Source organism: Vibrio sp. THAF64 (assembly GCF_009363455.1).
Classification (GTDB): Bacteria; Pseudomonadota; Gammaproteobacteria; order Enterobacterales; family Vibrionaceae; genus Vibrio; species Vibrio coralliilyticus.
The window spans coordinates 21,553-48,066 of record NZ_CP045358.1; the positions used below are offsets into that span (position 1 = coordinate 21,553).

Genomic DNA, 26,514 nt, shown 5'->3' on the forward strand with positions numbered 1-26,514 from the left:
ATGGCGAAACCAAATCAACAAGTGTTAAACGGCCATGATGATCTAGTGATTGTTTTGCGCCGCATGACCAATCGAACGCTACGTGAAATGAGCAATGATTTAGGCGGTGAGAGAGACTTCACCGATTCAGCCAGTGCGTTTTACTTTAGCAACCGTACTATTGCCGCAGAGGTTGGCATTAAGTCAAAGGATGTAGCCGAGGTTATCTTAGAAAGCGGTCTAGATTACGTTCACAAGAACGGCGAGATCCTAGTCTGGCTAGATGATTTAGACGAGCGCTTAGAGCATTACGCAAACGTAGCCTAATCCACTTTTCCTATTTCCCCAATTGAGATTATTTAGAACATGAGCACTGATGTTTTCGTCGTAGATCTTCCGTGGTGCATTCCGAACCAAGGACCATTCAAAATACAAGAATTTGAGATTGAGCTAGTAAAGTTTCAACAGTTTATGATTGAAGATTTACAGCGCAAGTTAGAGCGTTTAAATGGTGCGGCCACTGAGGAATTACAACAAAAGTATCAGGAACTTGAGAGCAAGTTCCTAGCATTGCAAGCCGATAGAGATAGACAGTTTGCAGCAGTAGAAACAATGCGCAGTATGCGCAATAAATCAGACGAACGCGCTAATTCAGCAGAGCAAGAAAAGGTAGCGTTACAAGACAAGCTGACCGCATTGACGGCAGAGAACAATAAGACCAAGACGGATCTTAAACACGCTCAAGACGAGCTGGCTGGAGTGCCAAGACTCATCGAGAACAAAGTGAAAGCGGCCCTTAGTAATCATACCGTGTCCACGGTCGAACTGGACCAGCTGGAGCAAAGCAAAAATGATTTAGAAGCCAAGCTCAAAGAGTCGTCCGGTAAGAATAGGGAACTGTCTGATACCGTTGGCAAGCTAACCAAAAAGGCTAATGAAAGCGAGGCTCATATAGAGCTGCTAAGTGAGCTTGTTGCTACTCAAACCAATCAAATCGAGTCAATGGAAGAGGGCGTGCGTAACGCTGACCGCAATTACCATTCAGTTATGCACCACTTGGATGAGCTGATCGGGTATTCCGCTATCGTGAGCGGTGAAAACGTAACGTTACGCAATGACGCTCTATACCTAGAACAGATCCGCGAACTACATAACATGAAACAAGTTTGGGGTGAGGCTGGCTGGCAAGCGTTCTTCTTGGCCCGTTCCGGTATGCTCGATTTAGCCGAGGGGATGCCAGCACCGGATACCAACTTTGGCATTTTATTCTTGGTGAATACAGAAACCGGATGCGGCCATACCGCTTACTTTGACAAGCAAGGCGATGTTTGTTTCTCGGCTGACGTTCACGAATCAGTAAGGCTACCAGAGCACCTTTGGGAAAGCTTTAAAGCTGGCGCTAAACAGCTTCCAATTAAGGAAATGGAACAATCTGTACTAAACGCTACAGAACGCGCTAGAAAGCTGGTGGCCTACGCAAACGTGCTTGATATCCAGTGGAACACGACCGCTAGCCTAGCTGAGATTTGTCGTCGTCTGAATGACTATGTACCAGAACATGAGCTAATGCGTGCGCTAACCAATATTGAGCGAGCAAAAGCGTTAGCACCTAAGAGCCAGTCACTTATCGAGCGCATTAACAAGCGCTTTGATACCGCCTACAAGCTAAGAACAAGCAATACCAGCGCCAAGCCTAAAGTTGGCAAGCCTAAGCGTGACCGTAAGAAACGTAAATAGGGGATAGCATCGTGTGTAAGGGTTCAGTTCCGTTTACTCCAAGTGAAGATGAAGTAATAAAACAGCTGGCCGGAAAAATTACGGCTAAGGAAATTGCAAAGCGCCTTGGCCGCACTTACCGACAAGTTTCTAACCGAGGCTACAAGCTTGGCCTCTCTATGTCATGTAAGAACAAGTTACCAAAAGAAGTCTCAATCAAGGCTAAGAAAAACGGCGTGAGTATGGAGACGGTTAAGTGTCGTTTGGCCGCTGGTTACTCGATAGAAGAAGCCGTGCAGAACAAGGACTATCGTTCAAAGAATGGTGAGCATAAGTACGTATGGAATGGCATTAAAGGCGCACCGGCCATAGCTAAATCGCTCAACGTATCATTGAGCACGTTGTACAACCACATAAGACGCTGTGACGGCTCGATAGAAGATGCACTGGACAGCATGAAGCGTTCACGCCAGCTGCAAGCCAGAAGCGAGTCAAAGCCTAACAAGTTGAAAGTGGTTGAACCAAAACCAAAGCCAATTAAAACCGGCGAAATGGTCCGGCCTAACCTTTCGGCCACAATGGCCCTTGCACTTGGTATAGGTGGATGCAATGGCTAAAGGACCAAGATTTGATTTGGCGTTTCTCGGAAACCAGATGGAGAAGCGCAAGAACTGGAAAAAGCGGGGCGTTAAGGCCGGTCATGGTGGTGACTTCAATATTTGCGATCCACTAGCCGAAATTAACCGCAGTGTGAGTCGTGAGATACAGCCACCAGCACCAGCGACAATAAACGTTGCGCTGGTGGATACCAACGAGATCCCAGCATGGGCGATCCGGATTCTTGAGCGTGATTCAGAGGTGGCCCGTTCGGCCACCAGCAAGAAGCGTGTCGAGCTGGTATCACCACATAAAACACGCATTGCCCAAGGCATTAAGAAACCAAGCGAGCTAAACGATACCAAGTTAGCCGAACACTGGTTGCAAGTTCGAATCTTCTACACGTTAGAGGTTGATTATCCGGATGAGTACGAGTTTGCTTTTGCTGTACCTAATGGCGGCCACCGGTCCAAGCGTTCGGCTAGTCTCATAAGCTATGAGGGCCAGAAAAAAGGCACGCCAGACGTGTTTATACCTATTCCCAAAGGCATATATCACGGCATGTTCTTAGAGGTGAAAACGGAAAAAGGGACGGCCAGCAAGGACCAGAAAAGCAAGGCCGAACTATACCGGCAGATGGGCTACTACGTAGTGATAGCAAAGGGTTATGATGCGTGCATGGCTCAACTTACGCAATACTTTGCATTGCCATCATTCGATAACAAAACTACACTGGCAGCATAGAGGCTCGCAGGGTAGAAAAAATTATGATGGTGGCAGAGGAATTTATGACAGCGGAGCAACCGCCGCTGGATCTTAGTTTGCTCAATCCGACAAAAACGGTACGTAACTTTCTATGTGATTATCTGTACAAGGATGATCTGATTTTAAGTTACGCACCGGCGCATGAATTTGGTAGCGGTCAAGCCTATAAGTGGTTGACTGGCGGCTATGTTTGCGAATACGAGGGCGTGGGTAACACCATTGCACCAAGAGAAAAAGTTAACTTCCGAATCATTCGCATGCTTTGGGATAGTGGCTTGCTTAAAGTGAAACGAAATATCCGAACACCTCACGTTCGTTGTGTAATCTTTGAGTGGACAGAGCATGTAAAAACAAGCCGTAGAGAGATCCTTACCACTAAGATTTTTACAGATCAGATGCGCGTCAATTCGAGCATGGTTAAGGCCATCGCTTCGCAATACGGTTTGCAAGTTCGTTTGATTGAGGCCCGTAGCATTTTTGAAGTGTTAAAGGGCAGTGGTCGAGGTGAAGCTATCCCAGCTGGTAAAGCTAAGACGACTTACATATTTATGACCAGAGACGGCCAGCCAGTAAGCCGTTGGCGTGACCTCAATTTGCTTGGTTGGGAAGATTATCTTTTCGAGATTGCAACCAGAGCGAAGTCACTCAAGAAGCCGTTAAGTGTTCCGGCCAATCAGCAAGGCCATTTGTCAGGGCTGAAACGGGCCTAATACATCGTCACTTCATATCTTCATAAAATACCGCCTTTTACGGCGGTATTTTTTTATGTGTTAATTGCAAAAGTTGTTCGGAATGAGTTTATAATGCTGTAATGACTGATAGAAAACGAAAAGTGCCACCGTTGAGCAGTACCGAACGGGGCAAACGGCACGCTAAAAAGCTCGCTAAGTTTGGCATTAAGCGGATCTATTTCCGAGCAAGTGAAACGCAACGTGAGCTAGTCAAGCAATTACAAATCATTACGAAGTGTTCCAGTAGGGAAGAATTGATATTGGATGCGCTAGTAGCATACGGCCACCAGCACGGCCTAACACTCAAGCAGATGAAAGAGGATTTGGAGTGTCTGAAGATATTACCAGAACAAAAGTCGTAGATATGATTCATGAACGCCTATTTGATAGAAAACGAGGGACAAAGCAAGTCTGCAAGGCAGTTGTTGACGCGTTCTTTGATGAAATCAGAGAGCAAGTAATGGTTAAAGGAAACACCGTAGGTATCACGCGTATTGGTGTGTTTTCTTGCAAGTTGAAGAATAGCCGCATGGCTCAGAATCCAAAGACCAATGAGCCAGCATTGGTGAAGCCAAGAGAACTACTAGCGTTTTCAGCTGCAAGACCGTTCCGTTATGCGTTAGCGGCCCGTGTCCGTCATTTCGACAAATTGGAGGCGGCAAACCGTGAGAATTAATCGACCAGAACTAGAAGAACTGATCGCAAAACGTGTAGGTGAGTTGCTAACTGATGAACATCCCGACACGATACGACTTACGACAGATTCATTGTTTTCTATCCTTTTAGACGAACTGGCAAAGGGTAACGAGCTGACCATTAACAACTTTGGCCGTTTCCGTCGTTCTACGCGTTCCCGTATCAGTCGCAATCCTCAAACCGGCGAAGAACTTGGCTCAAACATCGAGCACTACATAGTGTTTTCACCGTTCAAAGAAATGGTGAAAATCCATGAGCATTAAGATTAAGAATGACTGGACCTTATCGGTCCTAATCGGCAGCCTCAGACTATTGGCCGCCGCCGTTGCTATCCAAGCAGCGATCATGTTGAGCTTTGGCGTGTATTACTTCTATGGGGTGGTGGTACTTCCTAAGATACAACAACAGTCTGTAGCCGTTGAGATTGAGCGAGCAGCTTACCTAAAGGCCGTTGATGATGGCCTGTACCTACCAAGAGGCATTCGCAGTGGCGATATTAGTTCAAAGTAAGACCGTTGAGGGGGTCAAGAACAAGTGGGCGACTCAATGGCCGTGCTTTCTCGATGCCCGTATGCACTTCGAATTGCTTACCAACAAAAAGATAGTGATTGATGTGGCCGCCGAACCGCAAACGGCCAAAGTAAACCGATACCTGTTACCGCCAGAGTGGATCAATGACCATCCAAGCGGCAGCTATGACCTATTGAAGCCAAAGCACGAAATGGCCCGATTGCTAAACCCTAAATGCGTTGGGTTCGATGGCTTGCAGTGTGAGTGGGAAGATGGCTGGTGGTGCAATCCACCGTTCGACCTCAAGCAAGAGTTTATTCAAAAGGCCGTCGAAGAAATGTTTAAGGGCTATGATGGCATCATGCTCTTACCTTATGAGCCTTTGTCTGGCTGGTGGATAGATTACGTCGAGCCATACGCCAAGCTTGTTCTAGAGCCTAACGGTCGATACCCGTTCTATGAGGCTGACGGGGAAACCAAGAAGCACGGCGTTAACTTTGGCAGTGTACTGGTAGTCTTTACCCGCAAGTGCATCGTGTTACCACGACAGCGCATTATTCGTCATAAGTACAAAGACGCAGAAATAGCGCAAATAATCACAGAGCAATTAGCCGCATAAGGCGTTGAAATGTCAATAATCGTTTACGTGTTATTGTCGTCACAAAGTAACGATGTGGAGTTAATTAAAACTTAATTTACTTGATAGTTGTTCGGAATGAGCCTAGAATCACGGCCATACTGATAGAGCAAAGAGCAGGTGTTCTATCGGTTACTCGCAAGGACGCGGGGTACAACCTATCAAGTTACAAACACATTGAGACACTAGCTCCCAATTTTAAGACCAAAGGCCATTCTCGAAAGGGGGTGGCCTTTTTGTTTACAAGAACAAAGAGAACAGGAATATGCTATTCAACTATGCACCTCGACACGTCCTTATAGTCACGTTCACTTGTCGCGGCGTACAGCATCGAATTACGGATGTTCACTCCCAAATCAACGAGAAACTACCACTCAAGCCGCAGCTACCGCCACTATGCGCCAGCGCCGCTGAAATCGAGGATGTTTCTCTAATCAATGATATCCGCGTGATTAAGTACGTGCGCTTACCAAAAGTGAAGCCGCCTAAGCCTCGCAAGTTCCCGCTAAACGGCGAGTGGTGGTTTTGTGCCACTGACAAGATAGGCGAACGCGTGTTGCTATTCCGCAAAGATAATATGTGGGTTAGCGATACGCTGGCGACCGAGGACTTGGCCGCGCACATGAAAGTCAGACCACAAGAGCGCCTATACACCGAGCGCGAAATCAAAGACCTGACATTAGAGCTAACCATTGCCAAGAACATCAACACTAAGCTACGCAAGCGCTTAGAGTTCCATCACCTACCTATCGATAACGCACCAAAGATTACCGGCCATGCTGGCAAGCAAGAGCCTCAATCCCGTTCTTTGGTGGGAAGCAATGGCGAATCACCAGTAGACCATAAGACGCTAGGCCAACGCATGCGCCAGCGTATCGTCAAACTATTCAATTAGGGCCATCACCATGACGTTATTCACAAGCAAAATGACGATCGAAGAACTGAACACACAACAGCTCGAACAACTTGCTGATAGCGATATGAGCAACGCTTTGACGATCCTTGCCTCTCATCCAGAAATAGACGTTGAGCGCATTCGCTTGCTTTGCCAGCTGGGCGAAATGAAAGCCTCCGAACTGGTCATAAGAGACGAGCACCTAGCTATTGCAACCTCTCTCACTTGGACCGAACGCCTAATGAAAGACGACATTAACTGGCTGGTGTTTGAGGCAACCATTAAGGGCCGAGCATTAAAGGTTTGGCAGTCAGTCGGTGGGTACTATCAGGCCGTATTAGTGAGCTTAGATAACTATCACCGTCAATTAGAGCTTGGCCGCATTCAAGACAGACAAGCCGCACAATTGGCCGCAGCCAGAATCGCGTTAAAGATCATTGATGGAGTCGAAGCGTAATGAAACGAATGAATGTAACTATGCAAAATGGGTCAGTCTCGATTGATGGCCGTTCTTTCACTGGCCGTAGCATTTGCATCATTGGTGACAAGGTGATTGTTGATGGCGTAGAGCAAGCCGGTGAGCTGGTAGGCGATATTCAAGTCAAAGTAGACGGTAACGTTGAATCGCTCCAGACGATTAGCGGTGATGTGGTAGCGAACGACATAGGCAGCGTTACAACAACCTCCGGTGATGTGGAATGCCAGAGTATTACTGGCAACGTAAAGACAATATCAGGTGATGTGAGAAGTCGTCAGATAGGCGGCTCAGTAAACACGGTTAGCGGCTCAATTAAACGGTAGGGATAGCGATGTTATTTAAACGAATCTTTGCCGTGTTCGTGCTGGTGGCCTGTTTGTTATTCATCGTGCCACCAATAGCCGAGATTTGCGGATTCATGAACCAAGCAACAGCTAGGGCCACGGTACTAACCGGCTTTTATTGCCTTTACGCGCTGGCCTTTATCTCGCTTATCCGTTCATACAATGGCAAGCGGTAATGGATGAATCAAACGTCATTGAGCTTAGAACGGACCTAGAGACTCCACCTAAGCAAGTATTCATCGAGAACCGGCAAACGCCACGGCATGACGAATGCCAGCATGTAAGGCTATCCATAGACCAAGCAACAGATACCGTTTGGTGCAAAGACTGTAACCAGAAACTTAGTCCTATGTGGGTACTCAACCGGATCGCAGAAAAACACAATCGTCTATACGGGAATTATTCAGAGGTCTACCGGAAAACAACCAAGGCCGTGAACATGAACCGTTGTAAGTGCGAGCATTGCAACAAAATGACTCGCATCATCAAGTCATAAGGGAACAAACATGAAAGTAGAATTTATCGAAGTCGGTGGCAATAACATGAGCTGGACTTCTGAACTTGAAGAACTGGACCACGACTCGCTATACAAGGCCGTCAAATCACGCGGTGCACTAATGAGCGAGGATATTGGCTTTAGATACAATGATAAAACAAAGACCGGTGTAATCGTGGTAGGCATGTTTAGAGCGGCGGGGCAATTCAAGGTAGTGGAGACGGAAGCATGATCATCACAGATAGCGATCAATGTAAGGCGGCCTTTAGCAGATTAAGCCATGCAGCGCTCATCGATGTAAGGGACGATGAAACATGTATCGTCAATGCTAGCGATTTAGTCATGATACTAATGGCCCTCACTTTTGAACGTGGGAACGTGTCAGAGCTACTTAACAAGGTTAGGGCAGCTGGTGGCGAAAGTAGTTAGAGACGCATTCTCTCAAGCAGAGTACGAGAAGAACTTAGCTAGAGGTGCAGAGTGTTGGATTCCAGTGTGTAGCCTAGAACCCTATGATGGCCCGTTCAAAGAGATAGACTTAACGCTGGACTGGTATTGCCCTCGATGCCGTCAAGAGGCATGCAAGCTTATACTGTCCAAAGACAAGGCGAGCTTAGATTGTCCTACCCGTTGGGAAGAATGCGAATACAGCTACAGCAATGCAGCTATACGCGATGCTAGAGAGATTTTTCTATCAAGTGGGTACGAATGGCCGTTAAGTCTAAAAGAGCTGTTAGCGTTCACCATAGGGCGCAAACGACAGTTCATTAAGGCAACCAAGCAACACATTAAGGATCTGCGCTTAGGGATTAAAGATTCAGAGAGTGAGATCATTGCCTTGCAAGCTCGATTCGAGGCCATCGATGGCTAAGGGTATAGGGCGAGGCTTTTGGGCCAGAAAGTATGATCGTATCTTCGATAGTCTAAGTCCCAATATGACTAAGAAAGAGTTTGAGAAACGCTACAGTGCAGTGAGTAGGGCGCTTGATAAGATGATTTGTGAAATACGTTTACAGTCGAAAGCGTCCACCAGCAAAAGAAAGCTTTAGTGTCGTTTCTTAGTATGTATAATCAAAGGGTAGATTCTTTAGAACTTCAATTTCATTTCCCCTAGCTTACTTTTTCGGGCTAGGGGTTTTTTTTGTCTCAAAATTAGGTATTATACGGCTTGTCGGATGTAGACAACCTGTTAATCTGGTCAGGAAAGGCGGTTGAGATACCCATGCTCCACCGCCAATTCTCTCTAGACGCACCAGTTGTAGCGCTGGTCGAGATTCCGAACGCTGATAATCCCAATATTTAGATTCCTAATATCAAAGAGCTAACCTTAACCGGTTGGCTCTTTTTTTTGGTTTGGTTTAATTGAGGATTGTTCGGAATGACAACTCCCGTAAGAGAAGCACAAAAAACCATGCTACCAGAGAAATAAAACCACAGGTAAAGCGCTGGTGGCTTCCACTCTTGAACAGGTATAGCGCGAACGTGTCGAACGGAGTAAATACCGGTACGGCTTGTTTGTTGAATACATCACCTAACCAGTGTGACACTCCACCAGCACCACAGCCGCACAGAATCGCTCCTATAATCGAGCTGGTGGCCGTTAATGGTCCAATAGGTATGATGGCTTTAGATGCGGCGAGCAAGTAGCCGTATATCGCGATAGCGAGCCAAATAGAAAGGGTATGTGTGATGGTCCTATGCGGGATTGTGCCAAACTCCAGCCTATCCGGTAAGTTGCCACAACTTATACAAGCCAAGGCCGCAATGGCCGAGTGTATCGGGCTAACATCGAGCAGCTGGATAGCTGGTAGCGGTGCGAACAGGATAGCACCGTAGGTATGGCCGACCTTATTCACTTGTATCTAAAAAATCACAGTACGCGTTAACGATAGCGCTCATTGCGACCGTTTGGTTGCGGTACTTCTTACTAATCTCATTGAACTGCGTAATGGTGTCAGGCTCTAGCCAAGGGCTGATAGGTCGCGTACCTATTAGGTCGCCCTCGCATACTTCTCGGTGCATCACCGGTAAGCAGTTTAGGTCCGTGTGGTTGATTGCCAGTTCGTAGAACTTGGTCAGTGTAACTCCAGACTCCAAAGCCATCTTGTAAGCCTTGTCATGCGCATAAAGAGAGATGCGCACTTGTAGCGGTAACATTCCCTTTTCCTTTTGTCTTTGGCGGTAACTCGCTTGTCGTCTTTTGCCTTTGGTTAGTTGTCGAAATTTATTTAGGTTCGCTGGATTCAAGGTGATCTTCCTTATCATTCAGCGTTTGTTTGGGTACGGGGTAGGAAGTCGCCAGCGGGGGTGTGGGTAACATATCGTGTCAAATCAATGTTAAAAGAAATCCACAGCGTTACTCGCTGGCGACGATGGAAATCATACACCGATTTTTTGAGCTGTAAATATGTTTAATGTCGCATTAGTGAAATGATTACTTTGCGCTCTATAGTGCGAATATCGCCGTTAAATAGTGCGTATTGGTGGCTTGTTTGGGTCATTGGTTAGCCGCTATCATTCCGAACGAGTTTTAAAATGTGGAGTGTGGTTAGTGGCTAAAATCGACTACGAACACCACCAACGAGAGTATGCGAAGCGGTTAGAGGAAAACCCAAAGCTCAAGGTGGCAGAGTATTGTGATGAGGTCGGTTTGAACTACGGCACGGCCAAGCGTTACATCAGCAAGAAAGCAGCAAAGGCCAAGGTTAGTTCAAAGATTGATTCAGCATCGAGCGCAAGAAAAAGCAAAGGAACGCGCCATGATTGGCATGCGCTTTTAAAAGAGTTTTTGGTGCGTGCTACGCAGAATCCGACTCTTTCAATGGTTGAGTATGCCGACGAAAAAGGCGTGAACAATGCGACATTGCGCCGCCAGTTTAAGGGCATGCGCGAATTACCCGAATTTGATCAGTTGTTTGATCTTTATGACGAACAAAAAGCGAAATATTCGCTAGTTGCGAACGACAAAAAATCAAAAAAGACAGGTGAAACAATACCGAGCGCGGCGGGGAGGAAAGCGCGAGCAGAGGTGCGATTAAATGAGATCGCGAAAAAAAGGGAAAATTCTGGTGCGAAAAATCGCAGTAGTGAGCAAACGGACCTAACCGAACCGCAGCATAGTTCCAAGGTAGGCCGACCGGTGATTCATGGCGGCTATATGGGTGCAGCTGGACTCACTAATGAATTGCTCAACATTCTTTCTGAGATAGATCCTCTCTCTATCAACAATGAATTGCTTTTGGCCCGTGCAAACTACATCACCATGCAAGGCAACATTCATGACCGCATCAACCGTTTACATGAAATGAAAGTAACCGGTGAGCCGCTTATGGATGGTGACGAAGAACTGGACATAGACAAGGCCATAGATCGATTGATGTATGGCTATGCGCCACGCTTACGCGAACTGGAAATGAGCATTACCCAATTTACCAAGGCCGAGAACAAGCGCTATATCGACCTACGTAAGCAAGAACAAGCTGAACTATTGATGCCTCATGTATTACCGGCAGAGCAGCAACGCATCATCATGCAAATGACTGAGCTAAGAACGCGCAATAACTGGACCGCTTTAGAGACGTGTCAAAACATCGAGGCGTTGGGTGCAGTACCGCCACCAGCTCTATTGCATGAAATGAAAGTTGAGATCGCCAATATTGAGCCAGAGATTGATGATGATGGCGTAGACGATAGCGAACTGGATGCCCTATTTGATGATTACGAAGTAGAGCCAGAGCAGCAACAAAGCTGGATTGATGATCGTCGCGAGGAAGTCGCAACGGCCATTCAACTAGCGGAAGATGCCGAGAACGGTGTCAACCAAGAACAAAACCTATCCCCCGTAGAAATCCAAAAAGAAGCCACGAAGCAACAAGCCTACGACGATCTCGATGAGACGGTCGCTGGCTTTGACGATATAGATAGCTTCGAGGTCTTAGGTGGCGAGAAAGATTAAGAGCATCACACAAGATGCTCGATATAAAGCCTTTGTAAAACGCTATCGATTCAATTGGGCCAAGCTGGCCGTTGAGTTGGTAGGGAAAAAGCCAAGCTGGCAACAGAGACAAATCATTGATAGTGCGCAGCGTATAGGCTCGCACACTTCTGTTAGTAGTGGTCACGGTACTGGTAAGTCAGATATGACCAGTATCATGATCCTTTGTTACATGCTGACCTTTCCAAAGGCCCGTGTTGTGTTGGTGGCGAACAACGCAAGACAGGTCCAGATTGGTGTCTGGAAATACTTAAAGGATAACTGGACCGAGATCATTAAACGCAAGCCGTGGCTTGATAAGTATTTCACACTGACAGAGACGGCCTTTTTTGAAAACTCCAAGAAAGGTATATGGCAAACCAGCGCGAAGTCGTGCCGTATTGGTAACGAGGAAGCACTTGCGGGGGAGCACGCTCGCCACTTGTTTATCATTGTGGATGAGGCATCAGGTGTTAGTGATAAAGCGTTTGGTGTCCTTACTGGTGCACTGACAGAGACAGATAACCGCATTCTATTGCTATCGCAGCCAACTAGACCGGCTGGTTTCTTCTATGATACGCACCACTCATTATGTGAGCCTCGCGGTGAATGGCGAGCCATTAAGCTTAACTCGGAAGAATCACCGTGGGTAACGGTCAAATTCATTCTATCCAAGCGCTTGCAATATGGTGGCCGTGAGTCGCCCGAATACCTCATTAAAGTACGTGGTGAGTTCCCCGCAACCGTGGCCGGTATGTTACTTGGCCGTGATGCGTTGGACCGTGCAGCCAAGCTCGATCTTGAAATGCCCGATGGTTGGGGCTGGGTGGCCCTTGTGGACGTTGGTAATGGTCGAGACAGATCCATACTCAATATCTGTAAGGTATGGGGTCAACGAATGGAGCGGGTCGTTAAGTGCGTTAAGTTGCTGGAGCAGCCAAGCACGGTTGATCCGGTCCGGTTCGCTGACATTATCCATGCAGAGTGTCGCAATGAGCTGTACCCAAACATAACAATCGCGGTCGATAGTGACGGCGTGGGTTATGACACGGCCACTTGTCTTGAGCGTTACGGCCATCGTGTCCAGCGCATCAGGTGGGGTAAGAAAATGCACTCCACCAGCGATAAGCAAAGATTCTTTAACCAACGCGCCTATGCAAACGTAATGAGTCGTGATGCTATCAACCAAGGCCGTATGCAGATAGACAGGAACATCAAAACCGCCGAACAGGGCAGTAAGATACCTTGTGCTATCAACGAAGTGGGCCAGTGGGTGATGATGCCTAAGCCGATGATGAAAGAGAAACTGAACATCGCATCACCGGACCGCTGGGATACGTTCTGTTTCTCTCAGCTGGTGGACTACATACCGCATGAAATGGAAATCACAACCGATATGCTTGAGCAACATAGTGCAATGGAACAATGGGTGAAAGAGGCGCTAGATAGTGATGATGCTTAATCGTTGGTGACAACTTTTAAGAGAAAAGGTAAAGAATGGTTTTTATGATGAATAATAATTAAAAAACCAACAGGCAAATAAATGCCCGAACCAACAGGAACGGGCATTTATTTTTTCAAGTTATTACATGGTGATATAACGCCCTGCTAAGGTGTGAGCAACGCAATACGATGCCGCCGTATTGCACCTTAATCACATTCTTTCTGGCATTAGCGCATACTAAAAATGCCACGCGTTTCGTATCACTCTTAAACACTTTGTTAGTGTTTTATATTTATTATTTAGTTAACTAAACCGTCGAACTGCGAACGGGGTTTGTTAATGTTATCGCTCTTTAACTTCTTACGGGCTTCTCTAACGAGTTCTAGTTCTGCATCGTCATAGATTTGGGCCTTTATATCTAGGATGGTTTGTAGCGGTACAACCTCATCGTAGATAGAGCGAGAATCAGCGCCAGTGTTATCAATGATATTAATATCCGAATCTAAACATGAACGGTGTCTAATGATAATCAAACCGCCGGAGTTAACATGCGTCTTGGCCGCTGGTAGTGTTCTTGACGGGTTCGCTGGGTCGCGGTGACGGCATATCGCGATCACATCACGATGCTCAAATGAACGGCGCTTAAACTTCTTATCAGGGTTGTTGTCGTAGTAGTCCAGCTCAACTTGACCATTAACGATTAGATCTTCAAGTCGGCTTCTTTCTTCTTCTGGTAGGTCGTATCGGAGTTGAGATTCAATGTTCCTCATCCTCGCCCTTACCATTTTAGCGATCTGCTTTCCTGTAACGGTGCGTGTGCTTGCTGTTTTGTTTATCGTCAGTGTTATCTTTCTCGCGTCATAAATGATGGTCGGTTCTCTAAAGATTAGTGAGCTAGAATCGAAGTATTGCGGCGCTCTCTCTAAGAGTTCCTTATTGGCTTTCTTAACATCATCTATGTAGTTGATTAGGCGGGTTGTCGTATTCCCGCGTTTGGCTATACATACTATTCGTTGCAGTGTTTCGCCATTTTCATCTTTTTGCTGTAGATCCTCCGTAAAAGTAGCGCGATGTAGCAAGGCTTTTTTCAACCTATCGTCAGCAATTTGCTTTGCCGCCAACAGGCCATTAAGCGTGTCTATATCGATCGCTGGAGGTGTCGTCTTTTCATTTTGCATTTATAAACTCCAGTCATGGTCAAAGGTATTTTTAAAGGTTAGTTTTCATGACAGAAAAGTAACGTTTAAAGTCTTAATTACCTTTGTTCTATAAGGATACTTGCTTTTTGTTCGGAATTGAATATTCCGAAAGAATAATCTTTAACTAATACTTGAGTATTTGTTTCGGTTATGTCGTGGGGGATCTCAAAAATGAAATAAGGGATATAAAAATGCCGCTATGAAAGCGGCAAATGTGCAAAGGTTTTACTAAAGAGAAAGCTGGATATGCTCAGTGATTGCGTCCAGCGAAAAGTGTAGGGCATGCTCCTTGTGTTCGTTCCATAGATAAAGCCAGCAAGCCTGTGTCAATCCATTTGTTTGGTAATCGTGCTGCTCCAAGATGCGATCTAACACATCAGCTGGTAGCAACTCATTAAGCCTTATGTTTTTAGTCATTTATCCAGCCTATTTATTTGGGTGGTATCCATAATGTGACTAGAACCACCATTGAAAGCGCGGTTATTATTATTTGTCTCAGTAACCGTTTGCAATAGAGTCACTGAAATTTGTAAATCCCCTCAAATTGATAAAATTGGTTAGCGCACTCGTTTGCTGTGCAATTATATCTTTCACGTATCGCTTTCTAAACGTGACGATGTAACAAGTAACGCTAAGGCGGCATTCTAGGGCTGTTCTACTTGGAAAATCAAGAAAAGTGTGTTTTAGTTTCCGTTCTACCTAGAACGGAAACTAAATATACTGTCAAATCATAGTAAATTCCTGTTCAGTTTCCGGTTAAGTGATTGAAAAATAAGGAAAAGGTATTTTCAAGCCTATTAGTGCTGTTAACGGGTCAAAAATGAGGTATTCCGTTGGAATATGGGTCAATTTTGTCTGGTCGGTGGATCGACCACATATAGGCCCGTGCTACAGCATCGCGTAACAATATATTTACGCATTTTGTAAACATATTAATACAAAAGCACTTTTTCTTATTTCGTGTCATTTTTGTGATCTTGGTACAAATGAAATAAAAAGCAGGTTTACCTTTTGGCTGTAATTTGTTGAACGGCCCTTGAAGTGATTGACGGTTTTAGTTCCGAAACTCTTGCCAGTTCACACACTGATAGCATATTATTCATTCCGAACAAACAAACAAAACAATCGGAAATGGAATCAGCAATATGACTATAGACTTACTGGAGGCGGCTAACCGTCGTGCTCTAGCAAGGCAGAGGATAGGGGATGATTATCTCAGGCTGGCTACAGAATCGCTCCATGAGTTGATTATTGAATGTGGCGGCCAGAGCCAAGCGGCACAATTAATCTCCCTGTTCTATGGCCGTTCGACTGTCCAAGGGACGGTGAGTAAAGCACTTCAAGGTAAACCGGTAAAGATTCGCGACCAGCTGCGCTTTGCCATTCATCAGTTAACGTGCATGGACCAATCCACCAGCGCTTTAAGAGCATTGATTAATGAATTGGGCGTGCTACCTGTCTATCACGACATAATGCTGGTCGATGGCGAATACGCGTTTTACGTTGGCGTAAACATGGTGGCTGGAAAGGTGAGAGTTGAAGCTATCCAGAACCAGAAACTTATTAGCACTACATTAGACAAAGTGGAGTTTATCTAATGGCATCATTACCTGTTCGCAATATGCAGGAACTACAGACCATCTTGAGCATGATGGATCAAAAGAACCCGCTAATCTCTATGATGTTAGAGTTCGAAGTCCGTACCGGTTTGCGTAACTGTGACGTTGGCGCAATCACGTTCCCGCAAGTCATGATTAATGGCGTTGTGAAGTCGTCATTTACTGTGGTCCAGTCGAAAGGCTACCGCATGCGCACTAACCGCGTGAAAAATCCAATGTCAGAAAAGGCCGCCAAACAGGCGAGCCAACTAACTATTACCATTAACGAAGAACTGGCCGATCTGATTAAACAGATCCACCACGTTAACGGTAAGCACAAACTCATGTTCCAATCTACACACCATCACGCCAAAGTTGGCCGACCAATCACGCGTCAGTACATCAACCGTGTGTTGAAAGAGATTGCAACCACTCTCCAGCTGCCTTACCAGCTTTCTACTCACTCTCTACGCAAAACATTTGCAATGATGCTCCGCAAGAACGGCGCTGATATGAAGCACTTGAAAGAGGCGTTAGGCCATAGCTCCGTAGCTATCACCGACCGCTATATTGCGACCTTTGATGATGAGACAAGTAAGTTTGTAATAGGCATTTCATTGCCTTTGGCCGGTGAGCTAACAGAGGATAATCAATAATGAACCGCTCCCTATTTTCCCTAAATCTACGCAAGAACGAGTTCAAGCTACGCCAGAGAGAGGCGAGCTACGTGGACCTTACCACCAGCCAAAAGAAAGACGTTCAACGTCTATTGGCTGCTGGGTTCAGCAAGAAAGCGATTCGAGGTGTTTTTGGTTGCTCTTACGAAGCGCTGAAAAGCGTTAACTTGGGTTGTTAGTCATGGCGAACCGAGAAACCAAAAATGCTTACGCTTACTTTGTCTCTAACACTGGATACCGGTTCATTAGCGAAGCCAAGCGCGGAAACACGCTCAAGGTGACGATCCCAATGCCGGAGGGCGGCTATTTCTACGCGTCCGTTGGCTATAAGCGGATCGGTAAGCGTCGAGGAATACGAAAGGCCGTTAATGTTAGAAACAAAGCTGGCAAGAAACTATGGGGCAAGCATTGGAATCGCGTTCGCCGTGAATTTAACTTGCTGTCGCGTTTGCCTCGAAACCTAGAGCCGGTTTTCTGGACCGACAATACAGGCCGTAGGTATTACATTTCGAGTTACTGCACTTATGAATCTATTTATGACCGCAAGCAAGAAAAGCATTCATTAAAGGCGAGTATAGATAAGCATGGCCGCATGGGCGCTTATGCCATCGTAAAACGTGCCTTGCTGGAGGCGTACAAAGACAACTTAGAGCTTATGTCGTACATGAATCGTAATTTGGGGGCAATGTTCTTATAATTGGTGGCGGTCTGAGATATGGCCGCCGTTTATACTCATTCCGAACAACCTTTGCATTTCACCTATTTAAAGTGGTAGTATTCCCGCAAATATCCTATTTACCACCAGCAAAAGGACGATTTGCAAATGTCCAAGACTTTAAAACCTCTCTTATTAGGCGAGTTTAAGCGCCTTATCGAACATGGCCGAGACTTCAATATCACGGCCCAAGAAACCAAGAACAACAAGTACGCGCTCATCGCGATCGACAATACAGAAGCTAACAACGTGAAAGCCTATTTCGTGCGCCACAACCGCACCAATAAGGAGCGCATCTGGCGCTTAGATACGTTAGGCAACCTGTTAAAAGAATGCGGTATCCGTAAGTTCGAGGTTCGCCCTGTATGTGCATAGCTGGCCTGTTCTCTGACGAAATGGACCGCGTAAGGACTTACCACGATATTAAAAAGCTGGTGGACCACGCGACCGATGAATCATTCCCGCTTTCGTTTATTCATGGCTATTTGTGCAACTGGCGCACAACGATGGGCTTTTATGACGACGAGAAGCAAGCCGCCACCAGCTTACAAGAGAGCCTACACGCTGAGTTATTTCATACATACGTCAGCATGGTTGACACGTTCGCCTCGCTCTATCGTGACGAAGTAGTTGCCGAACTGGAAAAGATGGCCGAGCTAGTGTGCCGCATCGATGTTCTAGAGGATGAGGACGACGACCACGAATGCGACGACGACGAAACAGACTGTTATCACAGCGAGTACATAGCTGAACGCAATAGAGCCAATAAGGCCACTAGACAAGTGGAGCAGCTATCCGCAGAGAATGACCAGCTACGGGCCAAGCTAGAGGCCGCCACTAAGCGAGAAAGCGAACTTATCGCACTACTCGAAGCAGCAAACATCGAGTACCAGTAATCACTATTGAGGCTAGGAACATGAGCAAACCTTTTGCCAAACAACTTGAGTTCATCCATACCGTGTATGAGGTCAAAACAGATCTTTTGGTCCATCAACCTATCAACAAACTACCGTTAGAAACATCGCTGTATCGCATCGCCAAGGCATTAAAGCCTAAAGTTGGCGTGTGCTACTACAACATGGCAATGCTGGTCTTAGAACTGCGCTCACGCAATATTGAGGCGACTTACGTGTTAGGTGTTTCAGATCTCGGTGTTGGCTTTCTTAGCGGCCATGCGTGGATCGAATTTGACGGTAAGCATTACGACCCAACACTAGAGCTTGGTAACAGTCAATTCGGGTTAGCAGAGCACTATTTTGAAGTGAAGCGTTATAGCGCATCTGAGATTTGGGATTTCGTCTGCGAACACGACAACCTACCGCCAGTATTCCCTGATTCTCTCGATGAGTCTTACTACGACCGCGAATACCAAACAGAGATCCGCAAAAGGCTGAAAGAATTAAACACGTATGCGGCCTAGTGTCGTATTTCATTTATTGCTTATTTTAACTGCTTACTTTTTGAGTGTCGCGTTATGGCTCTTTATTGCGTTACCGCGTCACTCTTTCAATCTTGAGAAACAATCATGAGACTTACTAACAAAACAAAAATTGCTCTTACTGCGCTGGTGGCCGTTCAAAGAATGGGCGAGGGTTCGCCGGTTCGCTTGGCTGATATTGCACAAAGTATGGGTGTGTCTCTTTCTTACTTAGAACAGATCTTTGCCAGATTTAGACAGGCAGGGATCATTAAAACTTTCAAAGGACCAAACGGCGGCGCAACGGTCAATGGTGAGGTCACGGTTACTGCGGTTGTTAATGCAGTTACCGAACCACGCAAAGAAGATAATTGCGAAGTATGGGAACGCGTATCGAGCGTTGTTATCGGCCAGCTAGACAACATGACCATTCAATCATTGGCGGCCAAGGGCTAAATCAATGCGTTGGTTCGTTGTTTGGCTTCCTTTTATGCTCTTTGTCACTGCAATTGTCGTGGCGTTGGTTAAAGCTGCGTGCACGCCAATCATAAGCAAGGCGCAACGTATCGCGCTCAATAACGAGATCATCTATTGCCTCGATGGTTTGGTTAGTGAATCCCAAAAGTACGTAATGGAGCGCAACTGCAACCGCTTAAACCGTAAAGGTGAGCTTATTGCGGATCACTTCGGCTTTACTGCTAAGAGCAAGAACTAGCAAAGTTTTAGGTTGTAACTATGGAAGTTCGTTTTAAAAAAACTGTTCGTTTATTGCCATTCGTTCGTTTGAACTTTGGCAAGACTGGATTCAATAGCGTGTCTATTGGAGGTCGCCTAATTCGGCTCAATATAGGCCGTGGGGGCGTTTATTTGTCCGGTTCGCTGACTGGTACTGGACTGAGCTTTAGAAAGCGTCTGAATAAGCCAGCGGCCAAGGAGAAAGGAAAATAACCGGTGGATGAGATAAGTTACAGTAGTTATCAAGCTTGGAATGATCTTGTTTATGCCCGTTGCGCTATCTCTGCGCGTGTTCCAGAAGTAATGATGGTATCCACGCCAAGCAGTAAGCCAGAAATTGAATGGTTGAATCGGGCCAATGAGGCCAAGCGATACGCTAAGTTCTATATTGGCGCCGATATCAAACCGATAGGCCACATTAAGCCGCCTTTACCCGTCACTGAGCAAGAACTAGGTATCACGATTAGCCATAATCCGTTCTACTCATCACCTTTTAGCAAAAGCATTGTGACGACTGCGGTAAGCGCCGTGCTCAATACAGGCCGACAGCACCACCAGCGCAAGGCCGAGTACATTGCGGCCCGTTCTGGTAAGTATTGTAGTCATGAGGTAATCAAACGCTACATAGGCTGGAGGAATGGGTATTTTTCGCTTCCCGACTTCATTCAGTTAACGACAGAGTATGAACTAACCGAGTATCAACGCGATATGCTGGACGTTCTAGTGTATGGGACAAAGCGCAAACGCGCATAGACGACAAAGGCCACCGGTTTGCAGCTGGTGGCCTTTCCATATTGGAGGACTAGAGGACCACCACAAGGACGGTCCAATAGCTGACTAGCTCATCAACTTAGTGATGATAAAGCCAATGTCGAGGCCGTGAACCAGTTCGACAAATCCCCAAGCCAGCATGAAGCGGGTAGCTTTGCTGATTAGCTGGGAACAGCTTTTAATGAACTCGGCGGCGGCCTTTAGGTTTGTTTCATTTTCTTTCTTTGCCAATTTATTGATCGCGATGGCGAGTGCGATTACTACACATATTTTTGGGAGCATATTGCTTTTTTTTAAAACTTAGAAATTAGCGATGCTCAAGTCAAATTTATTTCGAAAAAAATAAGGCCACCTTGCTGGTGGCCCGTAATTCATAGTTTTATGGTCTTAACATGGCGTATCACTTCAAGACAGAAAGGACAGGTTATCCCGCCTCTCTTAACGGTCTTGTAGTCGGCCTCGATCACGTTGTCAGTGTCGATGGCATCACCACACAAAGTACGCTCGGTATCTGCTGTGTACATGGCGCACCAAGTCTGGTCCTCGGCTGGTATTACGCCTCGCGACTCACAATGCTTGAGTCTGACTAGCTTGTTCATGGCTACTTCCCTGTAAATTCCTTGCACTGGTTACAATAGCCTTGTTGTGCATCAAATGGACTCCAAGACTCCGTGTGGCACTTAGGGCATACAAAGTCGGGTATAGACTCGCAACGGTCCGGATTTAAGCGTCTGCGTAGCGCTCGCACGCTCGTTAACTCGTCTTGGTGTTCGGTGATGGTGAATCCCATCTTAGCGATCAATGTATCTAGCACGTTCTGGAACAGCTGTACTTGTGGTGGCGTAACCATTCGGCCATCAAGCTCATAATCTCGCATTTCCGGAAACTGGATCTTTGCCGTTCGTAGTAGCTCGTCTAGGTACTCACGGCGAAAGCTGGTTACTTCGGCTATCTTGCTGTTAATGAATGACTCATAGTTACGGGCTTGCATTACTAGCGTTTGAATTTCTGTATCTGTGCTCATGTTTCTATTTGCTCTTATAGGTAATGGTCGCGAACTACTTTGCGGCCTAAGTCAGTAGCGGTGTATGTGTTATCAGTGAACTGCATTAAGCCTCGTTCCACCAGCAAGTTAAGGTGTCCTTGTGCTGGTGGAGATACAAATAAGGCTTTTGGTGTATGCCAGCCATGCTCGCGATAAATGATACCGCCGTCAATCTCGCATGCTGCAAGGGCTTGAGCAAGGGCTATCGTTATATCGAGCTTTTCGGCTAAGTCTCTCACTCGTTTGGTCTGGAGGTTACGGGCCTTAACTTCGGACGTATGACGGATAAGCGCCGACACGGTTTCCGGTGATGCTTCTTTAGGTGTGTTGACTTGTATCAGTAGGCGGTTGAACTCATGCTCATAGTTCTCTATGTCATGTGGGCGGCCTTGTTTGGTCAGATTGGCATAGATCACTGCATCCAGATCCCCATTTTTGCCGGTGATGCTGGCTTTACGTGTCCAGCTGCGAACCTCGGCCAGTTCAACGTTCATGCGAAACGGTGTTTCTTGCACTGCAAAGCGGCCACGCAAGCCGGTGTCTGGATCAATGTCGAGTAGTTCGTAAGGCTTAGTGGTATCGATAAACTTAGGCTCTGGTGTGAACACCTTAGAACCGGCCTCGATGAACTCAACGATGCAAGAGCCGATAGTGTAGTTTCCCTCTTTACCAACTTCCTTAGCGTAGCGGGTGAGGTCCGTTGAAAAAGTGTAGTTTCCTACCTTGTATTCAATCATTGCTATGTCCATTAAATGTTTGTTTGTTCTGACTGTTTACTATATGCGAATCGCATTAGTTCAATCAAGTTATTCCGAACATATTAACGAATTGATGAGCAAAAATGAAAAAAGCCACCGGATTTGGTGGCTTTAAGTGGAGCTTTTGGGTTGCTGGTGGCTTTTTAGTGCCAACAACCTTGACCGTTGAAGTAAGACGGGTCACGGGGTAGCTTGCGTAATGTGTACTCATCACGTAAGTAGCGTTTCTCAAACTCGCGTCTTTTCGCTCCCCAAGCTGGCAGTTCTCGCAATACAGAAACAACGCCTTGGATCTCTGGCGACTCGAAACGATAACCGCGCTCTAAGAGGTCTTGGAGGACAGGGTATAGATCTTTATAAACTCGGTTTGCATCAGCTTGAGAGTCTAACTGGCCTTTCATCTTCATGAGAAGTGAACCAAGCGGTGATGCTTTACCAAGCTGGCTAAGAAGTGCGTTCATTAGATATTACCTTGGCTATGTATGTGTTTAGTATCAGCTGGACGAAAAACACAAAGTAGTAGTCTGTTGGTAGCGTCTGATCGCTATACAGGACCATTGGATAAACACTTTCAACGATCGTCATAATCACAAAGCTAACGCCGATACGCGTTCTTGCCTTGATGCTAATCGCATCGATGTTTAGATACGTAAGAAACAAGCACACAATCACTGCGTAGGTGATAAGCGCAGAAATGAAAGCAATGATCTGTTCGCCAACGCTTGCAACCATACCGTAGGCATTAACAAACGCCGAGCCGATGGTCAGCAAGGCAAACAAAGCCGCTGCTTGCTTCTGATAGTTCTTGTTTTTCAAAACCTAATTCCGTTTTATGAAATACATCAGCAATATACGGCCTGTTCGAAAAATAGGAAGCTGATTGAATAGCTATAATTCCGTATTGTGGCTGGGAGTCACACCGATATTTATCGTTAGTAATAAAACGCTCGTTAGTGTTCTAGGCCAACGCTTGTTAACCAGTCTCGCCAGTAGTTTAAGCGGCCTATGCGGCTGGTAAAGTTGCGCGTTCTTGGGGAATGCAGTTGCCACCGTTCGGATCGGGCCTTGGCTGCGGCCACATCAAAACCGGCGTATTCATCCGTAACGAATAACCACTTGTGATGATAGATAAGGGGGTTTGTGTTGCTGGTGGTGCGCTTACCGCTGGATAGGTTGAGAGTTTCAACAATGACCGGTTCGTGCTGGCCGTCGAAGTCCTCGCACCGGATCAGTGCTATGTCTCTTGTTGTGAGGTCCAGTCGTACAACATCATATTGAAAATCCACCAGCTCAAGAGCATTTAGCTCATGGGTGGTCAAATGCTCGCTTGCGTAGGTCCGGTGTACCCAAATATTCGAGCTGATACGCTTACCAACGCCGTTATATCTCTTTGTGCTTGTCATGTTCCACCTAAACGAAAAAGGCCGCCAGAATCGCTCTGACGGCCCTATATTAAGTGGGTTTTGGCTATACGTCTCGCAACCAGCGCATTGTCACAGCGTAGCATTGCATGAACTTGACGAACTCGGCACGGGCCGGATCTGCGAACCATTGGCCCGTACAATCATAATCGTAGTGATTCTTAGCGCCGTGTACGTTCACGCCGTAGCTAGCGACTCGATTAATTGCTTCTTCTTCTGATTCCGCAGTGACAAACCATGTTACGACTTCGCTATCTTGCTCTTGCTGAGTTACCGAACCTTTGTAGTGTTCATCTGTTTTGTTTGGCATCCCGCCTTTACTCTGGATGTTCTCAAGAGCATAGCGAACTAGAGTGATCGTCGCGTCCTTTGCTTGTCCAGCCAGCACGCGGCTAATAGTTCCCTGATTAATACCGTGGCCCGTTTCTTCTTTGACGGCCTTTGCAACGCCTGATTGGTCAAGGTCAAGGTCACTCATCAATAGAGCAATTGTTCTGATATCTTCGTTATACATTGTTGTGCCTCAAAACTTGTGTAGTTGTTTGCCAGTGTCTAGGCTGCGAACGCGTCGAACTAAGCGCCATGATGCGTTAATGCGGTCTTGGAGATCATCAAAAACGCTCGCTAGATATTCGCCGCTACGTTTGGAGTAGTCGCGTTCCAGTTCGGTGCGGCTGTTATAGCTTGATTGCCATTCAAGTATCAGTTCACCATCAAGCTCAATCTGGTGAGTGTTGTTAGCGCATATACCGGCCCATTTAGCGGCGGCCTTAGCTTCTCGCTCGGCTCTTGCTGCTGCTTTGGCTTCATCTTGCTTTGCTCTGGCCGCTTTCTTTTGCTCCGCTGCTGCTTCTCGCTGGTGGCGAAGTTCCATATCTTCTGCGATAACGTCGATTTCCATTAACGGCATTGGTTTCCACTTCATGATGCGTTGAGCTAATAGCTCGGTCATGAACTCCAGTCCATTTAGCGATCGCTCGTAGTCGCGTTTTTGCTTGGCCGTAATATTGGCCGACTTTGCTAGTTCCTTTGTCTTAATCGCCATATCTTCAAGCGTTGCTTTGTAAGATTGCATAAAAGGGACAGCATCATCATGGCCGTAGTGAGGCTTGTTTGTGCCGTGGCATTCGCCAGACTGAAAACCGTGGGCGAGTGTGTATCCATGCGCGACCATGCGACCGTTTTTAGTAGCAAAAGACTTGCCGCAAACTGGACAGATACCGCGTAGTTGGATTCTTGTTTTAGTCATTATCGAAACTCTCAAAGCTGGTGGACGTGGCCGCCATCATGACGGCCAACATTGAACGATTAGGACCAGATAGGTGCGGCGTACTTTACGACTTCTTTTAAGCATCCAAGCGATACCCATACCGTTTCACCATCATCTAGTTTGACGCAGATTTCATCTGGCTGGCCGTGGCCGTAACGATCGTCAAAACCGCCTTTAGAAAAATTCACCACGCGTAGCGGTGTATTGTTTGGGGCTTTACGCGAACGCGTAAGAGTGACAGTGCAATCGATGAAAGTTGAATGACCATCGCGCATCGATGTGTCCTTGCAGTTATCGATATACCATTGCGCCGCCGTTTCGATTTGCTCTTGAGTGGCGTTAACTTCTGCGGCATTGAACGCAACATTGTTGTAGCCATTAGAGTAGTTTTCTTGACGAATACTGCTACCGGTCCAGATCACTGCAATTGAATAAGCGCCGTCATTGTCGTTGTAACGGTGATCTACCCACACTACGCATTCGCCATCTTTTAGAAATTCGTTAACCATTTTAGAGCCTCGAATATTGCTGATTGAAAAGGTTTGTTTGTTTGCTTGAGAGTAATATATGCGATTCGCATATCTTTGAAAAGGGCTTTGCGCACATTTTTTCATAACAACAAGGTTGATTGACGTTTGTAAGGTTACGAACTGGCAAAGAAAAAGGCCGCCAGAATGGATCTGACGGCCTTTGTTATCTTGTGGTGCTGGTGGCTGTTATAGCCACGTCTCAACGATTACTGCGCTATCTCTTGGGTCACGCGGTAACGGAGTACAGGAAGATGGCGCGTATTCGCGAATGCCCTCTAGCGTGTCAGCAAGCACGATATGAGGTGTGTGCATCGTCTGACCAGCTAAGATCGTTAATAGCCTTGCTACATACTTATCGCCAAAATCTAGCGTGTTGTGGGTAACAACAAACATCGGAAGCATGCCGACCACGATCGCGGATTGGTACTGCTGCCAGAATGTCGCTGCTGACTCATGAATGACGTTTTCCATTTATTCGACTTCTCCATCATTGAAACGGCCAACCTCAATTTGATGGATTATCGTATCGAGTAGCTTTAGTTCACCAGTGCATTTGATAGCGGTTTCAAAATCTTCTTCACCAATAGCGGATACCTTGATCGCCTGTTTTAGCTCAATCGTCTCGCGTAGGTACTCAAGCAACATTGGCTTGCTCATCGTCGGAAAATTTTTAACCTGTTCGGTCTTGGCCTTTCTGGCTGCAATTCTCTCATTTCTTAGCTTGATAGCTTGGTCGTTCCGGTCCTTGGCCTCGGCTTCACTCTCTAGATAAGCAATGTAATCAGGGTTCTCTAAGTCACTCTGACGAACCGTTGTAGGTAGGTCCACAAACGCGGGGCTATCTTGGCCGTTTAAGAGCGCGTAAAACAGCTTGTAGATCTCCAATTTCTGAATGTTTTCTGGAGTAGGGTTCTTATTGGCCGTGTCGATAAGGTCCACCAGCTCAAAGCCGCTCTTGATGGCGTTGGCCTGTTCGTGGCCGCCGTCGATAATTTGCAACCAGCGATCATCAATCCAGCTGCACTCTGCCGCAAATGCTTTCTTGCTCGGCCACACTAGAGCATTGATACGGTTTGGATTATTGGTGTCTGCTGTAACAGCGATTACCTTTGCCATG

45 protein-coding genes are annotated in these 26,514 nt (G+C 46.4%); 30 read left to right on the plus strand and 15 right to left on the minus strand.

What is annotated here, in order from left to right; genetic code table 11:
• The 16 genes from FIU99_RS26785 (at position 1) to FIU99_RS26860 (ending at position 8,715) form a co-directional block, all read left to right on the plus strand.
• Positions 1-306, plus strand: a complete 306-nt coding sequence (locus tag FIU99_RS26785; protein WP_152472976.1) for a hypothetical protein — start codon at positions 1-3, stop codon at positions 304-306.
• A gap of 39 nt (positions 307-345) precedes the next feature.
• Positions 346-1,716: a hypothetical protein gene (locus FIU99_RS26790; protein WP_152472978.1), complete on the plus strand. Its 1,371-nt coding sequence runs from the start codon at positions 346-348 to the stop codon at positions 1,714-1,716.
• Between the two features lie 11 nt (positions 1,717-1,727).
• Positions 1,728-2,312: a hypothetical protein gene (locus FIU99_RS26795; RefSeq protein WP_152472980.1), complete on the plus strand. Its 585-nt coding sequence runs from the start codon at positions 1,728-1,730 to the stop codon at positions 2,310-2,312.
• A 37-nt stretch (positions 2,313-2,349) separates the two neighbouring features.
• A complete protein-coding gene (locus FIU99_RS26800) occupies positions 2,350-3,036 on the plus strand; it encodes a VRR-NUC domain-containing protein (RefSeq protein ID WP_172974103.1) in 687 nt (228 codons plus the stop codon).
• 44 nt (positions 3,037-3,080) lie between these two features.
• Entirely contained in the window at positions 3,081-3,767 is a 687-nt protein-coding gene (locus FIU99_RS26805; protein WP_152472984.1) for a hypothetical protein, read from the plus strand.
• 101 nt (positions 3,768-3,868) lie between these two features.
• Positions 3,869-4,150, plus strand: a complete 282-nt coding sequence (locus FIU99_RS26810) for a hypothetical protein (protein WP_152472986.1) — start codon at positions 3,869-3,871, stop codon at positions 4,148-4,150.
• A complete protein-coding gene (locus tag FIU99_RS26815; RefSeq protein WP_152472988.1) occupies positions 4,117-4,464 on the plus strand; it encodes an HU family DNA-binding protein in 348 nt (115 codons plus the stop codon). The genes FIU99_RS26810 and FIU99_RS26815 overlap by 34 nt, the downstream gene beginning before the upstream one ends.
• Positions 4,454-4,747, plus strand: a complete 294-nt coding sequence (locus tag FIU99_RS26820; protein WP_172974104.1) for an HU family DNA-binding protein — start codon at positions 4,454-4,456, stop codon at positions 4,745-4,747. Before FIU99_RS26815 ends, FIU99_RS26820 begins: the two co-directional genes overlap by 11 nt.
• On the plus strand, positions 4,737-4,994 hold the full coding sequence (locus FIU99_RS26825; RefSeq protein WP_152472992.1) for a hypothetical protein: 258 nt from the start codon (positions 4,737-4,739) through the stop codon (positions 4,992-4,994). The genes FIU99_RS26820 and FIU99_RS26825 overlap by 11 nt, the downstream gene beginning before the upstream one ends.
• Positions 4,972-5,613 (plus strand): DNA N-6-adenine-methyltransferase, encoded by a 642-nt coding sequence (locus FIU99_RS26830; protein ID WP_172974105.1) that lies wholly within the window; start codon positions 4,972-4,974, stop codon positions 5,611-5,613. Before FIU99_RS26825 ends, FIU99_RS26830 begins: the two co-directional genes overlap by 23 nt.
• A 283-nt stretch (positions 5,614-5,896) precedes the next feature.
• Entirely contained in the window at positions 5,897-6,526 is a 630-nt protein-coding gene (locus tag FIU99_RS26835) for a hypothetical protein (protein WP_152472996.1), read from the plus strand.
• 10 nt (positions 6,527-6,536) lie between these two features.
• Entirely contained in the window at positions 6,537-6,983 is a 447-nt protein-coding gene (locus tag FIU99_RS26840; protein WP_152472998.1) for a hypothetical protein, read from the plus strand.
• Positions 6,983-7,327, plus strand: a complete 345-nt coding sequence (locus tag FIU99_RS26845) for a hypothetical protein (RefSeq protein WP_152473000.1) — start codon at positions 6,983-6,985, stop codon at positions 7,325-7,327. Before FIU99_RS26840 ends, FIU99_RS26845 begins: the two co-directional genes overlap by 1 nt.
• Positions 7,328-7,523: 196 nt before the next feature.
• Positions 7,524-7,844: a hypothetical protein gene (locus FIU99_RS26850; RefSeq protein WP_152473002.1), complete on the plus strand. Its 321-nt coding sequence runs from the start codon at positions 7,524-7,526 to the stop codon at positions 7,842-7,844.
• A 10-nt stretch (positions 7,845-7,854) separates the two neighbouring features.
• Positions 7,855-8,076 (plus strand): hypothetical protein, encoded by a 222-nt coding sequence (locus FIU99_RS26855; protein WP_152473004.1) that lies wholly within the window; start codon positions 7,855-7,857, stop codon positions 8,074-8,076.
• A gap of 180 nt (positions 8,077-8,256) precedes the next feature.
• Positions 8,257-8,715, plus strand: coding sequence for a hypothetical protein (locus FIU99_RS26860; protein WP_152473006.1), 459 nt, complete (start codon positions 8,257-8,259; stop codon positions 8,713-8,715).
• A gap of 487 nt (positions 8,716-9,202) precedes the next feature.
• On the opposite strand, the gene FIU99_RS26865 is transcribed toward FIU99_RS26860, so the two are convergent.
• The gene (locus FIU99_RS26865; protein WP_172974106.1) at positions 9,203-9,700 is read right to left on the minus strand and encodes a metal-dependent hydrolase; all 498 of its coding nucleotides are present in this window, start codon (positions 9,698-9,700) and stop codon (positions 9,203-9,205) included.
• Positions 9,693-10,001: a hypothetical protein gene (locus FIU99_RS26870; RefSeq protein WP_152473010.1), complete on the minus strand. Its 309-nt coding sequence runs from the start codon at positions 9,999-10,001 to the stop codon at positions 9,693-9,695. Before FIU99_RS26870 ends, FIU99_RS26865 begins: the two co-directional genes overlap by 8 nt.
• 394 nt (positions 10,002-10,395) lie before the next feature.
• On the opposite strand from FIU99_RS26870, the gene FIU99_RS26875 reads away from it, so the two are divergent.
• Together FIU99_RS26875 and FIU99_RS26880 are read left to right on the plus strand one after the other, a co-directional pair.
• Complete coding sequence (locus tag FIU99_RS26875) at positions 10,396-11,799, plus strand: hypothetical protein (RefSeq protein ID WP_152473011.1); 1,404 nt, start codon at positions 10,396-10,398, stop codon at positions 11,797-11,799.
• Positions 11,783-13,279, plus strand: a complete 1,497-nt coding sequence (locus tag FIU99_RS26880) for a terminase (protein ID WP_152473013.1) — start codon at positions 11,783-11,785, stop codon at positions 13,277-13,279. Before FIU99_RS26875 ends, FIU99_RS26880 begins: the two co-directional genes overlap by 17 nt.
• A 281-nt stretch (positions 13,280-13,560) precedes the next feature.
• Here FIU99_RS26880 and FIU99_RS26890 read toward each other — a convergent pair whose 3' ends face one another.
• Positions 13,561-14,439, minus strand: coding sequence for a hypothetical protein (locus FIU99_RS26890; RefSeq protein WP_152473015.1), 879 nt, complete (start codon positions 14,437-14,439; stop codon positions 13,561-13,563).
• Between the two features lie 249 nt (positions 14,440-14,688).
• Positions 14,689-14,877, minus strand: coding sequence for a hypothetical protein (locus FIU99_RS26895; RefSeq protein ID WP_152473017.1), 189 nt, complete (start codon positions 14,875-14,877; stop codon positions 14,689-14,691).
• Positions 14,878-15,605: 728 nt separating this feature from the next.
• Between FIU99_RS26895 and FIU99_RS26900 the strand changes: the two genes are divergently transcribed.
• The 11 genes from FIU99_RS26900 (at position 15,606) to FIU99_RS26950 (ending at position 20,355) form a co-directional block, all read left to right on the plus strand.
• The gene (locus tag FIU99_RS26900; RefSeq protein WP_152473019.1) at positions 15,606-16,058 is read left to right on the plus strand and encodes a hypothetical protein; all 453 of its coding nucleotides are present in this window, start codon (positions 15,606-15,608) and stop codon (positions 16,056-16,058) included.
• Positions 16,058-16,714, plus strand: coding sequence for a tyrosine-type recombinase/integrase (locus FIU99_RS26905; RefSeq protein WP_152473021.1), 657 nt, complete (start codon positions 16,058-16,060; stop codon positions 16,712-16,714). Before FIU99_RS26900 ends, FIU99_RS26905 begins: the two co-directional genes overlap by 1 nt.
• A complete protein-coding gene (locus tag FIU99_RS26910; protein WP_152473023.1) occupies positions 16,714-16,914 on the plus strand; it encodes a hypothetical protein in 201 nt (66 codons plus the stop codon). The genes FIU99_RS26905 and FIU99_RS26910 overlap by 1 nt, the downstream gene beginning before the upstream one ends.
• 2 nt (positions 16,915-16,916) lie before the next feature.
• Positions 16,917-17,432, plus strand: coding sequence for a Fe3+-citrate ABC transporter substrate-binding protein (locus tag FIU99_RS26915; RefSeq protein ID WP_152473025.1), 516 nt, complete (start codon positions 16,917-16,919; stop codon positions 17,430-17,432).
• Positions 17,433-17,558: 126 nt separating this feature from the next.
• The gene (locus tag FIU99_RS26920; RefSeq protein WP_152473026.1) at positions 17,559-17,825 is read left to right on the plus strand and encodes a hypothetical protein; all 267 of its coding nucleotides are present in this window, start codon (positions 17,559-17,561) and stop codon (positions 17,823-17,825) included.
• Positions 17,816-18,346, plus strand: coding sequence for a hypothetical protein (locus FIU99_RS26925; protein ID WP_152473027.1), 531 nt, complete (start codon positions 17,816-17,818; stop codon positions 18,344-18,346). The genes FIU99_RS26920 and FIU99_RS26925 overlap by 10 nt, the downstream gene beginning before the upstream one ends.
• A gap of 20 nt (positions 18,347-18,366) precedes the next feature.
• Positions 18,367-18,870: a transglutaminase-like domain-containing protein gene (locus tag FIU99_RS26930; RefSeq protein ID WP_152473028.1), complete on the plus strand. Its 504-nt coding sequence runs from the start codon at positions 18,367-18,369 to the stop codon at positions 18,868-18,870.
• A 105-nt stretch (positions 18,871-18,975) separates the two neighbouring features.
• Entirely contained in the window at positions 18,976-19,323 is a 348-nt protein-coding gene (locus tag FIU99_RS26935) for an Rrf2 family transcriptional regulator (RefSeq protein WP_152473029.1), read from the plus strand.
• Positions 19,324-19,327: 4 nt separating this feature from the next.
• A complete protein-coding gene (locus tag FIU99_RS26940; RefSeq protein WP_152473030.1) occupies positions 19,328-19,582 on the plus strand; it encodes a hypothetical protein in 255 nt (84 codons plus the stop codon).
• 20 nt (positions 19,583-19,602) lie between these two features.
• Positions 19,603-19,815, plus strand: coding sequence for a DUF4236 domain-containing protein (locus FIU99_RS26945; RefSeq protein ID WP_152473031.1), 213 nt, complete (start codon positions 19,603-19,605; stop codon positions 19,813-19,815).
• A gap of 3 nt (positions 19,816-19,818) precedes the next feature.
• The gene (locus FIU99_RS26950; protein ID WP_152473032.1) at positions 19,819-20,355 is read left to right on the plus strand and encodes a hypothetical protein; all 537 of its coding nucleotides are present in this window, start codon (positions 19,819-19,821) and stop codon (positions 20,353-20,355) included.
• A gap of 84 nt (positions 20,356-20,439) precedes the next feature.
• Here FIU99_RS26950 and FIU99_RS26955 read toward each other — a convergent pair whose 3' ends face one another.
• Positions 20,440-20,655, minus strand: a complete 216-nt coding sequence (locus tag FIU99_RS26955; RefSeq protein ID WP_152473033.1) for a hypothetical protein — start codon at positions 20,653-20,655, stop codon at positions 20,440-20,442.
• A 110-nt stretch (positions 20,656-20,765) separates the two neighbouring features.
• Here FIU99_RS26955 and FIU99_RS26960 point away from each other — a divergent pair, with 110 nt between their 5' ends.
• Positions 20,766-20,963, plus strand: coding sequence for a hypothetical protein (locus FIU99_RS26960; protein ID WP_152473034.1), 198 nt, complete (start codon positions 20,766-20,768; stop codon positions 20,961-20,963).
• A gap of 11 nt (positions 20,964-20,974) precedes the next feature.
• On the opposite strand, the gene FIU99_RS26965 is transcribed toward FIU99_RS26960, so the two are convergent.
• The 10 genes from FIU99_RS26965 to FIU99_RS27005 all read right to left on the minus strand — a co-directional run bounded on the left by FIU99_RS26965 (position 20,975) and on the right by FIU99_RS27005 (position 26,513).
• Positions 20,975-21,397, minus strand: coding sequence for a hypothetical protein (locus tag FIU99_RS26965; RefSeq protein WP_152473035.1), 423 nt, complete (start codon positions 21,395-21,397; stop codon positions 20,975-20,977).
• A 14-nt stretch (positions 21,398-21,411) separates the two neighbouring features.
• Positions 21,412-22,155: a hypothetical protein gene (locus tag FIU99_RS26970; protein WP_152473036.1), complete on the minus strand. Its 744-nt coding sequence runs from the start codon at positions 22,153-22,155 to the stop codon at positions 21,412-21,414.
• A gap of 164 nt (positions 22,156-22,319) precedes the next feature.
• On the minus strand, positions 22,320-22,637 hold the full coding sequence (locus tag FIU99_RS27665) for a hypothetical protein (RefSeq protein WP_253899486.1): 318 nt from the start codon (positions 22,635-22,637) through the stop codon (positions 22,320-22,322).
• The gene (locus tag FIU99_RS27670; RefSeq protein ID WP_253899487.1) at positions 22,621-22,992 is read right to left on the minus strand and encodes a hypothetical protein; all 372 of its coding nucleotides are present in this window, start codon (positions 22,990-22,992) and stop codon (positions 22,621-22,623) included. Before FIU99_RS27670 ends, FIU99_RS27665 begins: the two co-directional genes overlap by 17 nt.
• A gap of 134 nt (positions 22,993-23,126) precedes the next feature.
• Positions 23,127-23,579, minus strand: coding sequence for a hypothetical protein (locus FIU99_RS26980; protein ID WP_152473037.1), 453 nt, complete (start codon positions 23,577-23,579; stop codon positions 23,127-23,129).
• A 64-nt stretch (positions 23,580-23,643) separates the two neighbouring features.
• Positions 23,644-24,111 (minus strand): hypothetical protein, encoded by a 468-nt coding sequence (locus FIU99_RS26985; RefSeq protein WP_152473038.1) that lies wholly within the window; start codon positions 24,109-24,111, stop codon positions 23,644-23,646.
• 9 nt (positions 24,112-24,120) lie between these two features.
• Positions 24,121-24,846 carry a hypothetical protein gene (locus tag FIU99_RS26990; RefSeq protein ID WP_152473039.1) on the minus strand — a complete coding sequence of 242 codons (726 nt, stop codon included), beginning with the start codon at positions 24,844-24,846 and terminating at the stop codon, positions 24,121-24,123.
• A 59-nt stretch (positions 24,847-24,905) separates the two neighbouring features.
• Positions 24,906-25,376: a hypothetical protein gene (locus FIU99_RS26995; RefSeq protein WP_152473040.1), complete on the minus strand. Its 471-nt coding sequence runs from the start codon at positions 25,374-25,376 to the stop codon at positions 24,906-24,908.
• Between the two features lie 207 nt (positions 25,377-25,583).
• On the minus strand, positions 25,584-25,868 hold the full coding sequence (locus tag FIU99_RS27000; RefSeq protein WP_152473041.1) for a hypothetical protein: 285 nt from the start codon (positions 25,866-25,868) through the stop codon (positions 25,584-25,586).
• Positions 25,869-26,513, minus strand: a complete 645-nt coding sequence (locus FIU99_RS27005; protein ID WP_152473042.1) for a hypothetical protein — start codon at positions 26,511-26,513, stop codon at positions 25,869-25,871.
• Between the last annotated feature and the right edge of the window lies 1 nt (position 26,514).